The sequence below is a fragment of the Ruania halotolerans genome, from assembly GCF_021049285.1.
In the GTDB taxonomy this organism is placed as follows: domain Bacteria; phylum Actinomycetota; class Actinomycetes; order Actinomycetales; family Beutenbergiaceae; genus Ruania; species Ruania halotolerans.
The window spans coordinates 570,177-583,867 of the sequence record NZ_CP088017.1 but is presented as its reverse complement, the minus strand read 5'-3'; the positions used below and the strand labels follow the sequence as shown (position 1 = coordinate 583,867).

Annotated in this window: 12 protein-coding genes and 1 tRNA gene; 4 read left to right on the top strand and 9 right to left on the bottom strand. The window is 66.1% G+C overall.

Annotated features, from left to right (window positions below; translation table 11 throughout):
- Positions 1-19 precede the first annotated feature (19 nt).
- The 6 genes from LQF10_RS02485 to LQF10_RS02460 form a co-directional block, all read right to left on the bottom strand.
- Positions 20-2,602, bottom strand: a complete 2,583-nt coding sequence (locus LQF10_RS02485; RefSeq protein ID WP_231065924.1) for an alginate lyase family protein — start codon at positions 2,600-2,602, stop codon at positions 20-22.
- Between the two features lie 2,087 nt (positions 2,603-4,689).
- Complete coding sequence (locus tag LQF10_RS02480) at positions 4,690-4,914, bottom strand: hypothetical protein (RefSeq protein ID WP_231065923.1); 225 nt, start codon at positions 4,912-4,914, stop codon at positions 4,690-4,692.
- A gap of 26 nt (positions 4,915-4,940) precedes the next feature.
- Positions 4,941-5,351 carry a helix-turn-helix domain-containing protein gene (locus tag LQF10_RS02475; RefSeq protein ID WP_231065922.1) on the bottom strand — a complete coding sequence of 137 codons (411 nt, stop codon included), beginning with the start codon at positions 5,349-5,351 and terminating at the stop codon, positions 4,941-4,943.
- Positions 5,352-5,357: 6 nt separating this feature from the next.
- Positions 5,358-5,993 carry a hypothetical protein gene (locus LQF10_RS02470; RefSeq protein ID WP_231065921.1) on the bottom strand — a complete coding sequence of 212 codons (636 nt, stop codon included), beginning with the start codon at positions 5,991-5,993 and terminating at the stop codon, positions 5,358-5,360.
- A complete protein-coding gene (locus tag LQF10_RS02465) occupies positions 5,990-6,181 on the bottom strand; it encodes a hypothetical protein (protein ID WP_231065920.1) in 192 nt (63 codons plus the stop codon). Before LQF10_RS02465 ends, LQF10_RS02470 begins: the two co-directional genes overlap by 4 nt.
- An 840-nt stretch (positions 6,182-7,021) precedes the next feature.
- The gene (locus LQF10_RS02460) at positions 7,022-7,324 is read right to left on the bottom strand and encodes a helix-turn-helix domain-containing protein (RefSeq protein WP_231065919.1); all 303 of its coding nucleotides are present in this window, start codon (positions 7,322-7,324) and stop codon (positions 7,022-7,024) included.
- Positions 7,325-7,410: 86 nt separating this feature from the next.
- Here LQF10_RS02460 and LQF10_RS02455 point away from each other — a divergent pair, with 86 nt between their 5' ends.
- Both LQF10_RS02455 and LQF10_RS02450 read left to right on the top strand, forming a co-directional pair.
- The gene (locus LQF10_RS02455; protein ID WP_231065918.1) at positions 7,411-7,917 is read left to right on the top strand and encodes a hypothetical protein; all 507 of its coding nucleotides are present in this window, start codon (positions 7,411-7,413) and stop codon (positions 7,915-7,917) included.
- On the top strand, positions 7,914-9,092 hold the full coding sequence (locus LQF10_RS02450) for a tyrosine-type recombinase/integrase (protein WP_231065917.1): 1,179 nt from the start codon (positions 7,914-7,916) through the stop codon (positions 9,090-9,092). The genes LQF10_RS02455 and LQF10_RS02450 overlap by 4 nt, the downstream gene beginning before the upstream one ends.
- Positions 9,093-9,226: 134 nt before the next feature.
- Here LQF10_RS02450 and LQF10_RS02445 read toward each other — a convergent pair.
- Positions 9,227-9,299: transfer RNA gene (locus LQF10_RS02445), tRNA-Arg, on the bottom strand.
- A gap of 230 nt (positions 9,300-9,529) precedes the next feature.
- Here LQF10_RS02445 and LQF10_RS02440 point away from each other — a divergent pair.
- Both LQF10_RS02440 and LQF10_RS02435 read left to right on the top strand, forming a co-directional pair.
- The gene (locus tag LQF10_RS02440; protein WP_231065916.1) at positions 9,530-10,309 is read left to right on the top strand and encodes an ABC transporter ATP-binding protein; all 780 of its coding nucleotides are present in this window, start codon (positions 9,530-9,532) and stop codon (positions 10,307-10,309) included.
- Positions 10,306-11,616 (top strand): FtsX-like permease family protein, encoded by a 1,311-nt coding sequence (locus LQF10_RS02435; protein ID WP_231065915.1) that lies wholly within the window; start codon positions 10,306-10,308, stop codon positions 11,614-11,616. The genes LQF10_RS02440 and LQF10_RS02435 overlap by 4 nt, the downstream gene beginning before the upstream one ends.
- A gap of 76 nt (positions 11,617-11,692) precedes the next feature.
- Here LQF10_RS02435 and LQF10_RS02430 read toward each other — a convergent pair whose 3' ends face one another.
- Both LQF10_RS02430 and ligD read right to left on the bottom strand, forming a co-directional pair.
- Positions 11,693-12,646 carry a bile acid:sodium symporter family protein gene (locus tag LQF10_RS02430; RefSeq protein WP_231065914.1) on the bottom strand — a complete coding sequence of 318 codons (954 nt, stop codon included), beginning with the start codon at positions 12,644-12,646 and terminating at the stop codon, positions 11,693-11,695.
- Between the two features lie 82 nt (positions 12,647-12,728).
- Complete coding sequence (ligD, locus tag LQF10_RS02425) at positions 12,729-13,655, bottom strand: non-homologous end-joining DNA ligase (protein WP_231065913.1); 927 nt, start codon at positions 13,653-13,655, stop codon at positions 12,729-12,731.
- Positions 13,656-13,691: the final 36 nt, after the last annotated feature.

The following is a 13,691-nucleotide window of genomic DNA, read 5'->3' as shown; positions in this document are numbered from 1 at the left end:
AGCTCCGGCACTCGAAGAATCAGTAGGCGTTATCGGCCCGCCGCCGGGACCGCAGCAGAGACGCGCCAACTAGCATGGCCGCGATAGCCGCGACCGCAGCACCGATCCAGGCGAATCCCGTCTCCGCAAGGGCCCCGCGGTCGTCGACCCCATCAACCTCGGGGGTGCTGCCATCGACGCCGAGTCCATCCGTGCTCGAGTCGTCGGCGTCGATGTCCGAACCGCCATCGCCCGGGTCTCCATCGGTGCCACCAGCGGCTCGAACGTTGATCTGATCCCATCCGATCAGACTCTGGTCTGCGCTATAGGCAGCGATCCTGCGCTCACCAACCATGCCTGCAGGTAGGGCGACGGAGACTGTGCCGTTCGTACCAACTGTGTACGTGCCCATGTAGGTCGGCTGGCTGAAGATCCAGAGCCCGACACGTTCTCCGGCGAAGTCAGAACTCATAGACACGAGGATCACTGCTCGCTCGCTCGCCGTTGCGGGGGCGGCGATGCCACCCTCAGTTCCGGGCGTGAGGTCATCCTCGCTAGGCACGTCGTCTGGAATCTGAGAATCAGGATCCAGGCCAGGTACAACGACCAACTGAGCTTCGGCGCTACCTTCCGCAGCCGAAACAGTCACCACGTGCACGCCCACGGCTACGGCTTCAGAGAGCACGAACACCACCGCACCACCGCTATCAGCACGAGCGGAATCGGTTTCGATTCCACCGATGAACAGCGCGACCTCCGAATCAGGAGCGAAACCAGAGGCCGTCACCGTCACCTCACCGCTCTCTATAGCGGACTCGGTGACCTCCGCAGGAGAAACCAGCACCTGTGGGTGGAACACTGGCGGCTCGTCGCTCAGATCACCATGAGTCAAAGTAAGGTGCGGAGCCGCGTGGATGGTGGTCATAGGCCGTTCTACGGCGAGAAGGCGATTCACGGCAGGAAGATCGTAGCGACTTCCTGCAATCTCAAAGTAGCTCATGCTGTGCGCCATCACGCCATCTTCACTCAGGTAGTCGATCGTACGCACGTTTGCCAGGTCTTCAACGGGCCCGTCGAAGTATGGAAACGACTCAGGGGTCTCGACCCATCCCGCTAGGACTTCCACAGCGTCACCGAGGGTGAATCCGTGGGAGTTCTCGTAGGAGAACAGATCGAAGCCGTGCAGCTCAGCAATTTCAGCAGTGAGCAAAGCTGGCAGGAGAGAGAAATGCGAGTACCAGATTCCATAGTCGCCGACCCCGCTGTTGCGAGTCACTTCCTCGGCCAAGTGGCCGTCGGCGTCGATCTGGTGGTCGACAAGCTCTCGGGCGCGCTCGATCTGCTCACCCATCAGGTCGTCATCGCCGAGGTAGGCAGCGATAGCCGTGGACAGGCTGACACCCCAGTTGCCCCAGTTGTTTCCACGGCTGGAGATCGACGAAGAGATCTCGAGCGCCTGCTGACGCAGCATCGAGGCGAAATCCGCCTCAACCTCGGCACTCCAGACCTGCGTGTCGCGCAGGAGATCAGCAGCGAAGACCATCGCCGGGAAGTGGTAACTGAAGGCCAGCGCGGAGTCTTGCGAGGTACGAAAGCACTCCACCTCATATGTCCACGCTTCGACGAAGCCGGCGGCACTCACTCCATAGCTCGCATCACCGGTTAGTCGGTAGGCCAAGGCCAGGCGATAGGCGGCATTTGCGTCCGCTTGCAGCCCATCACGCGCTTCACGGTGAGCATCAGGGTCGTTGTAGAAGAACGGAACGAACCAGACCGAGGGCGCGAACGGTTCTCTTTCCACGTCTGCAGCGACGTCGTCCATCAGTTGTGCGAAAGCCGTCGTCTGGGGTTCCGTCTCCTGGGCAAGACGCTGGCGCATCATGTCGAGGCGGTCATCAGAGATCAGTACGTCCCCCCGACCAGTCTCCGTGGTGTCCTCAGTGGGCGGGAGGCAATCTTCCGGGAGCGGCACCGTGTCATCAGCCTGGACCAGTCCCTGGGCCTCGAATTGCGCGACTGATACGGCGGTGTCCCGATGAGCAAAGATCGATACTCCCCCGTCGCGAAAGGCAGAGTCCGTGGCTGTGATCGTGGTACCGGCGACGCTAGCGCTCAGTGCCTCGCCTGTGACCTCGAAGGTCAGGCTGATCGGCCCCTCTCCAGGACGTGCAGCTGTGTTAGCCCGGGCCAGATATGTGACGCCGTTACCACCGTCGGCCTTGATAATTGCCAACTCGCCGTTGCGGCGAACCAGCGCCGTATATCCGGATGTCGTGTACCCGTCCTGAACGCCAGCTCGATGCACGCTGACTCCACCCCATGTTGAAGCGGCCGCCTGGCCCGTCAACTCGAAAGTAGCTGTGACACCGCCATCCCCAGCCAATCGGTGGCCGAAAAGTGCCAGCTTGTGGCCATGCTCGTCGTTCACTGCGTTCGATACGACCGCACCGTCTGCGGTGCGCCAGTTGCCGGAGACAGGCAACCAGTGGTCGTGCAAGGTTTCGAAGCTGTCGGATAGTTCCTCTCCGGGGGTGGCGCTGGCGGCGGTCGGCACCACCGCGCCCGCCAGGAGGGCTACGAGCAGCACAGGCAACAAGCGCCAGCGAGCCATCATCTTTGACATCTCATTTCCTCGTCAATAGTCCTGCATGGGCTATGCACAAATTCACTTTCAAGGCGTTGGCCGAAAGGATATTCCAGCTACCCCCGTCCGATTTCGATGGGCGCGTAGTGCGACTACGAGCGCCTGGGAAACGCTACTAATTTTCGCAGCGACATACAGTCGGAAACTCTACGTTTATCACTGACACATCGATAGCGATAGGTTCCGCCCTGCCGTCCGATTGCTAAGGATGTCGCGGCCGTTGTCAATACTCATCGGCTCACGACACTTCAAGTCAACAGTCGCGCACGAGGCTCGGCAGTTCGTCAAACTAAGCGCGGTGATGGCCACCATTCGTGAGACGTTCGTGACCGCCGCTATCAAAATGCAGTCGCTTCGCGAACACTAACTGGCAAGTCCCACCTTGGGCGGTATTCTCCAGGCGAGGGTCGAGCCGGTTCACCAGACCACACAGTTCCCTGGAGGCCCGGACTCGTCAGAGCTCCTCACTTCTAATGGATCAGTTGTCAGCTCGCGCTGACGGTGGTCCCGTCGTCCCAGCCTGAGCGCTTTGCATTGAAAGCGACTCCCCCGCGCGGTCACCGCGGCAGGCAGAACGCACCGTCACCAACCTGCCCGAGCTCTTTGCCGCTTGCCGGCCTGACGCGGAGTCTCACCCCGACTCGCATGATTCTCTGGGGCTCTGCGCACGTGCCGCCCTGTACTCGGTCCACCTGCCTGTGCCATGAAGGTCAGCTCCAATGTCATCTCCTTTGATCGGCATGGCTGCTCCGATAGAGATTACCGGATATGAAGGACGCGGCGCAACCAGTTCGATAATGATGCCCACTCGGGTGGCCACGTGGTGCGTCGCACTGCGGGGCATTTCGCGCTGTTGAGTTGAGTCCCGATGCACGAGGCGCAGGACGTGCCCGACCACACGATCTCTGGCGCCGTGCGTGCGCTGCTCTCTGGTCGCGGCTACTCGCCTTGACGCGCTGCGAGGTCACCGACACGAGGGCGAGCACACGCTTTTCGCAAGCTCAACGGCTCCTCGCTGTGGAAGGCGAGGGAGGTCGCTGCGATCGCGGAGTTCTTCGACGTCAGTGTCGGCGCGCTCTACGACGGGCTGGGCGTTGTCGACGCGGGCCCACGCGGCGCCCGGGTGCCGCGACACGCAGAAGCCCCTCCCCGGCGAACCGGGAAGGGGCTTCTGTGTCGCTGTCTCAACGAGCGCGCCCGGAGGGACTCGAACCCCCAACCTTCTGATCCGTAGGCACTTTGCGTTGATATTGCCCCGTTCGCGCTCGTGTCGTCTCGTCCGGAAGCGTCCCGAATTGACCGTGCCGCCATGCCAGTCTGTGCTGTCGTGTTACGGGCCGTCCGTGAGAGATCCGTGAGACATCCCGCAGGCATACCTCATGGGATCGGGCGCCGACGCCTAACACGGCGCCAGAAACGCCGCCACCGCACCCCCAAGGGCACGGACTCGCTCGAACGGTCAAGCCGGGAGGGTCGATTGACCGGATCGTCATGGGCAGGCTCCACAGCACCCGTGCTACGCCTTGCCCACCATTTGCCGTTCGCATCGCGAAAGACCACCGCAGCAGCGAACGAGGGCTGTCCTGGATGTCGCGGATTCGAGCAAGTCAACTCCACGATACCGACACCGTGAGGATCGACGTGCCCAGTGCCGACGGTAAAGGGCCAACGCTCATCGTTGCCCGGGTTGAACCCGTAGACGTAGGCAGGGCTAATGAGTTGATCGCTTCCGTTGTGAACCTCCACCGTCGCGCGTCCCATCGGCGCATGGACGACGTAGCCAGAGGTCGCGGCGTCGATCCGAGTTATGCCGGTGGACGCATCGCCGAAACCCACAGTGGCACCGTTGGCGAGTATCGGTACCACCACGCCCGCTGGGTACCAGTCGATGTCTACGACTTTGCAGTACACGAGTGAGGCTTGGCGTCCACGCCGGAAGGCTGCATCGCGGCGATACGCGAGCGCCGCGATGATGAAAGCCGCGCTGGTCCCGATTGCCGCAACCCATTCAGGCCACGTCCCCGGGCCAATCTCCGACAGATACGTTTCCACGAGGCGAGTCTGCCTCAGTCGCCACGTTTGGTCACGGATCTCAACGCCGCCTCGCGGTGCTCAATGTGGTCTAGCAGTGCGCTGGATGGGTGCTCGGGCGATCCGGGCAGGGGCATCAGGGCGTGGACCCGGAGCGCGGCTAGTTCGGCCACCCGGGGATCGTCTGAGAGCAACTCGGGCAGATGCTGGACGATCTCGGCACCGTTGGGCAGGTCAGCCACCCGTGAGCCGGTGTGCATGTCACGCTGCTCTTGGATCTGTCGGCTCAACTGATCGAGCCGTAGATCGCGCCGCGCGCGGTCGTCATGTGCCATCGGTTGACCTCCTCCTGTAGCGCGTCCAGCCGTTCGTCTACGTCGTCTTCCCTGGCACGTACGCCCAACTCCAGCAGGGCGCGTGCGGCCCGGACCTGGGTTGCCGGTGTGCCGGTGTGCAGCGCGCCCCGCAGCACCTCCACGGCCTCACGCTGCCCGGAGAGCAACGCGCTGACTGCCTCTCGTGCGGCTCGCCGGGCCTGGTCTCGGTATAGCGACGCGAACGGCTCCGAGTCGAGCCAGCGCCTCAACGTCCGTACTGAGACGCCCGACTCGTGCGCGGCCTCCTCCAGGGTGCGGCATGCCAGCAGCGCGGCTATGGCCCGCTCCTGGATCCGGGTAGGCCGGTCACCACGGGCCATGGCCGGTCACCACCTGCCCGGCTTTCGCGCCCGGTGCTGCAATCCGAAGGTGTCCGGACCCTCTGGGAAGGGTGCGCCACGTGGCGGTAGAGGTGCCGGAGCGAGCACGTCCACACCGGCAGCCATGTCCTCCAGAACAGCCGTGACGTCCAGGCGGGCGCGCATTCGTGAAGCCGGGCCGTCGTGGCGCACGGCATTTGGGTTGGACTCTTCCGCCTGGCGAGCCTCCCGCAGCAGCCCCTGCCATCCGACCGCTTCACGTAGCAGCGGCTCGCACAGGTCCAGCACCTGGCGGGCACGGTCCTCCAGCGAGCCCCGCACCGCCTGCCACTCCTGCTCGATCTCGGGCAACGCAGCAGCCAAAGCTGAACGCCGGGCCTCAGCAACGCGACCGCGCCGATCCACGAGCCGGTACAGGGCGCTCTGCAGGCTCGCACCGTCCCGAAGCACCGGAGCGACCGGCCCGGCCCTGCCCTCAGCCCGTGCTGCCTCCACGGCAGCCGCGTGCTCTGCCGTCGCTGCAGCGTTCTCCTCACGAACCTGTGCCAACGCCTCCCGTGTGAGCCGCTCTTCACGCTCGATCTCCGCCAACTCCGCAGAGCACCCGGCAAGGATCTGATCGCGCAACGCCTCCACGCTCACCGCTTCCGCCCCTGATCTAGCGCCGCGTCTGCACGGAGCACCCCGTCCACGCGAGCGGTGATCGTCGCATCACCCGTGCGACGAAGGGCCGCGAGCGCACCGTGGTCGTACTCCGTCAATCGGCTGCCCATCGTCACCAGCCGCTCCAGAGCCGACAGGCGAGCCTCTGCCACATCACCCGCGCTCACTTCACACCATCCTTCACGAACCGGCCCCTACGATCCCGAGCCACACGCCCGACACGAACTGCCGCCGCACGACGAACCAACGCCGCTCGCTTCCGTCTACTCATCGATCCCAACTCCTGCACTCCACCACTGCCAACGATTTCGAGCCCGGGCCAATCGCGCAGTGGTGGAGAACACGACCAGCCCGGGAGTCATCACCCGTACCCCGGACCACAACCCGGGCAGTGAGCCCGGTTGATCTGCAGGTAGAACGGATGGAGCGCGCGCCCGCAGTAGCGGCAGACCTTCACCTGGTCCCTGCTAGGTAGTTCCCTGGTCTGGTGAGGGTCTGGTGGTAGTGCACCCGTGCACTCCAGATCCCCGCCAGGTGCCACCTGGGCACCCTGGGAAGCAGTCGTGGCCCCATCGTCCCCAAGTGGCACCTGGTGCACCCCAGACCTCGATTTGGGCAACCGTCCAGAGTGCACCTGGTGCTCCCCAGATACATCGGCCCCAAAGTGCACCTGGTGCTCTCCAGATGGCGGCTCAACGGTGCCGAGCACCACGTCTCGCGGAAGCGCCAACTGGTACTCGTCCGCCTTCCCGTTACGGCGGTCCCCGTACCTGACCCGCTGCACCCATCCAGCGGCGCGCAGTGCACGCAGCGCACGCTTCACCGTGTCCGGTGACGTGCCCGCAGCAGCCGCGAGCCGTGGCACGCCAGGATGGATCTCGGAACCGTCAGCAGCAGCGAAGGACGCCATAGCGAACGCCGTTGCCTTGATCGCCACGGGAGAGACGCGCTCACCGGTCAACCTGACAGTCCTGAGGTGCCGCTCCCACATGAAACGCCCGGCTGCCTCACCGTCCGTTGCTCGCACGCCCGAGTGCCTCAGCATCGATCTGACCAGCCGTCTGCACCGGCAGAACGGTGGGCTGCACGTCATCGTCACCGAGCAGCCGGAGAAGCGCCCGGACTGGCACCCGCACTCGCCGCCCTAGTCGGATGGTGGGGACCTGTCCGCTCTTCACTGCCGCGTAGGCCGTCGTGCGCCCGATGCCGAGCACCTGCGCTGCCTCCTCTACCGAGAGGGTCGGACGCGTCCGGATCTCATCGACGGTCAGAGGACCGTCGATCTGCGATTCGCCGTATGTCGTCTTCATTCATCCAGTGTCGCGTGCCATTCATGGCGTACGCTAGTCCTACAGCGCGCCACATTGGCCGCTAGGTGGCGAAAGGTGGAACCCGGGTGGACAGCCTGCAGATGGACTTCCTCGAAGACGACTGGGTGCGGCTCGTGGACCCGCTGCCCGGATGGGAGGCCTACGAGATCGACCTACGCGCGGCGCTGGTCGACGGAGCGCCCCGTGTGGTCGGCCTCAGGCTGGAACCTCGCCCGGGCGCCAGCCTGGATGAGGTGGTGCTCACCGCGAACCGGATACGGACGTTCCCGCTGGCCGCGCTCGCCGCAGCGGTCTACCACGTCACCCACCTGCGCCCCAGTGGCCTCACGGATGCCCTGGAGGCTCTGGAGCGTGCAGCGCGCGAGTTGAGTGCCGAGAAGGGACCACGGGCCATCACCACACCGCAGGCCGTGGCGCACCTCTACACGCGCGCACGGGCAGCCGGGCTCGCACCGCGTGCCTTCGTCTGCGAGAAGTTGAACATCTCGACCCGGACATTCGACCGTTACAAGAAGCAGGCGAAGGCGATGGGCCTCCTCGCCGCCGATGACAGCAAGGAGACCGACCAGTGAGGATCTCGAAGCCGAAGCCTGGTGAGCCCATCCGGCTTGTGACGACGAAGACCGGGCACCGCTACCGGGCCGTGGTCGACACTGGCACCCGTCCTGACGGGACGCGCCGCCAGGCGACCAAGACACTCCGGACGCTCGGTGAGGCCCGAGACTGGGTGACGGACACACGGGCAGCCGTCAACTTGGGAACCTACCAAGCACCGGACGCCCTGACTCTCGATGGTCTGTGCACGCGGTGGCTAGCGTCCAAGCGGGATGTCCGGGAGATCACCCGGCGCGGTTATGAGACGGTCCTGAAGCCCGTTCGTGGCAGGATGGGCCACCGCAAGGCTCAGGATCTCACCCGCGCCGATATTGAGGGCCTAGTGGACTGGCTCGCGAGCGACGAAGGCGGGCAGCGCGGCAAGGGAGTCAGCAGGCGAACGATCGTCTACACGCTGCAGACGTTGCGGCAGGTGCTCGACCACGGGGTGAGTGAGGGGCTGTTGAGGTCGAATGCGGCTCAGCACGTGAAGCCGCCACGGAAGGCCCTGGGCGACACACGCGTAGCGGAGGTGTGGACGCGTGCCGAGTTCCTACGGTTTCGCGATGCAGCCGACGTTGACGACTGGGCGGCGGGCTGGCGGCTGGTGCTCTGTGGGCTCCGTCGCTCGGAGGTGCTCGGGATGACCTGGGCAGCGGTGGACCTGGACGCGGGCACGGTGGAGATTCGTCAGGCTCGCGTGTCGATCGACGGGAAGCAGACGGTCACCGACTCCCCGAAGTCGGACGCCTCGCACCGCACGGTCCCTGTCGAGTCGATGCACCCCGGAACGGTCGCCATCTTCCGGGCGTTGTCCACGCAGCAGGCCCGCGAACGTCTGGCAGCCGGTCCGGCATACCAGGGCAGCGGATACGTGCTCGTGGACGCCCTGGGCTCGCCGGTGCGCCCTGAGGCATTCTCAGACCGGTTCGCGGCGGTGTGTGCGGAGGCCGGAGTGCCGAAGATCCGCATGCACAACGTCCGGCACTCCCTGGCTCTCATGGCTCACGAAGCCGGGCAGGCACCCGCCAGCATGGCCGCGCTACTCGGTCACTCAGTGGCCGTACATCTCTCAACGTACGTGCCAGCCACGGAGGCGGGAGCGCGAGCAGCGGCGGGCAGCATCGGACGGCTGCTCTCAGAGGCGATCTGAGCGCGTTCCCGGTGCATCTCGTGAGAGATCCGTGAGAGGCGGCACTGCCCGCACCGTCCTGCCACCACCAACGAGAACGGCTCCACCCCGGGTTTCCCCAGTGGTGGAGCCGTTTTCGTCGCTGTCTCAACGAGCGCGCCCGGAGGGACTCGAACCCCCAACCTTCTGATCCGTAGTCAGATGCTCTATCCATTAAGCTACGGGCGCTCCTGGCTCATGGCCGCCTATCACTGTACCGGTCACTCGCTCCGGTGACCAATCAAGGGGATGTAGGCCCGATCACAGCATGAGCATGACGTCGAAACCGTCGAACCATCCGAGAGGTCGCCTCCACCCTCAGGGGGACACCCGCGCCACCTACGGGCTGATGCCCCCACCTCCACGTCGATCCCCCGGACCGATGCTGCGCCGCGCCGCGCACCGCGAGAGTGGACACCATGACCACACGATCTCCGCTCTCCGCCCACCGCCTGGTGAAGACCTACGGCACCGATGGCGTCACCACGACCGCCCTGGCCGGCGTCGACCTGACCATTGCCCCGGGCGAGTCGATCGCCGTCATGGGTCCATCAGGCTCCGGCAAGACCACGCTGCTGCATTGCCTCGCGGGCGTCCTCACCCCCACCCAGGGCGAGGTGCTCTGGGCCGGACAGAATCTTGCCTCGCTCGCGGACTCGGCGCGGACCGCGCTGCGGCGCACCGACTTCGGGTTCGTGTTCCAGTCCGGCCAGCTGCTGCCCGAGTTGCCGGCCGATGAGAACGCCGCGCTTCCGCTGATGCTCGGTGGTACGCCGCGCCAGGCCGCCACCCAGACGGCGCAGCGTTGGCTGGAGTACCTGGGTCTGGCGGGTATGGCCAGCCGTCGCCCCGGCGAACTCTCCGGCGGGCAGGCCCAGCGGGTAGCAATCGCTCGCGCCCTGGTCGGCTCCCCCGGCGTGATCTTCGCCGACGAGCCCACCGGCGCACTCGATCAGGAGACCGGGCACGAGGTGCTGCAGGTACTCACCGAGGCCACCCGCGCCACCGGAGCCGCACTGGTGATCGTCACCCATGATCCCCAGGTGGCCCGGTGGTGCTCGCGCACCGTGCAGATGCAGGACGGGCGGATCGTCGCCGAGCACCGGCCCGGCGCGCCTATGCAACATCCTGGCCCTGCCCAGCCCACCCGACAGCTCCAGCCGGCGGCCCGCCCAGTCGATCAGGGGGGCCTGCGATGAAGGCAGCGTGGGACATGTGGCTGCTGTTGCGCCGCCGCAGCGCTGGCTCGAACGACCCGCAACGCCTCACGAGTGTGCTGGCCGTCACAGCATTCGCCGTCACGACGGCGGTGCTACTGGTGGTCCTCGGCGGGCTGTTCGCGTTCATCGACCGTGCCCAGTATCTGGGCATGGAGTCCGACGGCGGGATCTACGTCATCCTCGCGGCTACCGCCACCACTCTGCTCACGGTGCCGCTGGTGACCCTCGGCGGCGCTGCGGCGCGGCTGGCCGTGGCGCGGCGCGACGAACGGCTCGCGGCACTCCGGCTCGCGGGGGCCACCACCGGCCAGGTCTCACTCCTCACAGTGCTGGACTCCGCCGCTCAGGCCCTCGCCGGCGCGGCGATCGGCGCCGTCGGAACGTTCGCCCTGATCCCGCTGGTGATGCCGATCCCGTTCCAGGGCAACCCGTTCAGCTACGGCGAGTTGGTGGCACCCTGGTGGGTGTTCGCCGCCGCGATCGCAGGTGTCACCGTGGTGGCGCTGATCTCAGCCGGGGCGAGTCTGCGCAAGGTCGCGATCACCCCGCTCGGGGTAGCCGCGCGGACCAAGCCGAAGGCACTGCACTGGTCCCGGGTGCTGCCCGTGGTCCTGTTCGCGCTCGTCTTCATGATCCTGTTGAACACGGGGCAGGCAGGCATTGTGGTTCTGGTGCTGTTGGTGGCCGGCGGGTTCGCGATGATGAACGTGATCGGCCCGTGGGTGATGGGACTGATCGGCCGGATCGCGGCGAAGCGGAGTAAGGATGCCGCCTCCCTCATCGCCGCGCGCCGCATCATCGACTCCCCGCGCACCGCCTGGCGCAGCGTCGGCGGCGTGGCGCTGGCCACCTTCATCGCTGGCCTGACCGCCGCGATCGCGATGTATGACACGACCGACGGCGGCGACCAGGTCATCACGGACATGTCCACCGGCGGGTTCCTCACCCTCGCCATCGCCGGTGTGGTGGCGGCTGTGTCCACCGGCGTGATGCAAGCGGGCCGGGTGATCGATCAGGGAGCGGAGTATCGCGCGCTGCGGCTGGCCGGCACCGACCTGCGGGTACTCAACGCAGCGCGGATGCGAGAAACCCTGGTGCCCCTCGCGGCCGCTGTGGGCCTGGCGACGGCGTGTGCCCTGCTGTTCATGATCCCCGCACTCGGATTCGGGTTCCTCGGCGCCGGCTCGGTGCTGATCCAGTTCGCACTCAGCGTGGCCGGTGCCTGCGCTCTGGTGCTGATCGGCACCGTCGCCTCCGGTCGCGTCGTGCGCACGGTGCTCGCCTAGAGCACCCGACATACCTTCCACGCACCGACACAGGATCCAACTTGTGTCGGTGCGTGAAAGGTATGTCCGTCTTCGATCAGCGGGAGGCAAGCCGCCGGGCGATCGCCGCGCACACCAGGAGTTGCAGCTGGTGGAAGATGATCACGGGCACCGCGATCGTGGCCGCGGCCGCCGCGGGGAACAGCACCAGTGCCATCGGCAGACCCGTCGCCAGCGACTTCTTCGACCCGCACATCAGCAGGGCGATCCGGTCCGCGACGTCGAGCCCGAGCCCCTTCCCGCCCCACCAGGTGATCGCGAGCATCACAGCGAGCAGCAGTCCACTCACCCCGAGCAGCCCCACCAGCATGACGGCGGAGACCTCCTGCCAGACGCCGTCGGCAGTGGCTGAGGCGACCGCACTGAACACCAAAAGGGTCACTGTGCCGCGATCCAGCACCATGGTGATCGGCTTGTGGGCACGGACCCAGTTCCCCACGAACGGCTGGAGGAGCTGACCGATCACGAACGGCAGCAACAACTGCAACAGCACTGAGCGGATCCCGCCCATCCCGGTGGCCCCGGAGGCGCCCATCAGCCATAGCACCAGCAGCGGTGTCGCGACCATCCCGACCACATTGGAGATCGTGGCCGCACTGATCGCCCCGGCCACATTCCCGCGTGCCACCGAGACGAATGCCACCGAGGACTGCACCGTGGAGGGCAGCAGGCTCAGGTACAACACACCCGCCGCCAGTGCCGTGCCGACGATCGGTGAGACAGCCCAGGAGATCATCAGCCCGAACGCCGGGAAGAGCACGTAGGTCGAGGCGAGGATCCCGCCTTGGAGGCGCCAGTTGCGCAGTGAGCCGAGAACCTCCGTGGTGCGCAGCCGCATGCCGTAGACACCGAAGAGCAGGAAGATCGCCACATCCCCCACGCTTTCCACGCCGTCCAGCACGGGCCGCGACACCGGCAGCACTAGGCCGAGCACCAGTGCGCTGAGGATGAGCAGCACGAACGGGTCGACCCATCGAATCACCCGCTTCATCGGGCCGCCTCGGCGCATGGATCGGAGGGCGCGGGTGCAGGCATGAGCGTCAGGGTAGCCCGGCGCAGATGACGGGCGTGTGTCAGGACTCCTCGTCGCGCGCGGCCCACTCCAGCAACTGTTCGATCGAGTGGGCGACCTCGTCGATGCCGGCATGCAGGTCCCCGAGGTGGGCGAACCGGTCCGGCACCGTGGCGATGGTCAGCTCGCGGGGTTCGACATCCGCGATCTCCTCCCAACTGATCGGCGTGGACACCGTCGCTTCAGGGTTCCCACGCACCGAGTACGCGGCCGCGATCGTGTGATCGCGCGCATTCTGGTTGAAATCCACGAAGACGGCGGCCGGGTCCCTGTCCTTGCGCCACCACTCGGTCGTCACATCCTTCGGTGCACGGTGGGCGACCTCGCGCGCGAAGGCGAGGGCCGCCGTCCGCACCTCGTCAAAACCCCACCGGGGCTCGATCCGCACATAGATGTGCAGGCCGGACCCGCCGGAAGTCTTCGGATAGCCGGTGATACCGAGCTCATCGAGGATCTCCTGAGCCACCCCAGCCACCCGCCGCACCCGATCGAACGGGCAGTCCGGCATCGGGTCGAGGTCGATGCGCCACTCGTCGGGCTCCTCGACGTGGCCGCGGCGGGAGTTCCAGGGGTGGAACTCCACCGTGCCCATCTGCACGGCCCAGACCACGCTCGCCGGCTCGGTCACGCACAGTTCGTCGGCGGTGCGCTTGTAACGGGGGAAGTACACCTCCACGGTCTCCACCCACGACGGCGCCCCTCGCGGCAGCCGCTTCTGGTGCACCTTCTCGCCGGTCACCCCGGTGGGGAACCGGTGCAACATGCACGGCCGCTCCCGGAGCGCCCGGGTAATGCCCTCGCCAACCGCGGCGTAGTAGTGGGCAAGGTCGAGTTTGGTCTCACCCCGGGCGGGGAACATCACCCGGTCCGGGTGGGAGATCCTGATCGTGCGGTCTCCGACGGTCAGCTCGACGGCGTCATCGGCCATGGTCACATCGTACGCACGCCAGAGATCTTGAAAATT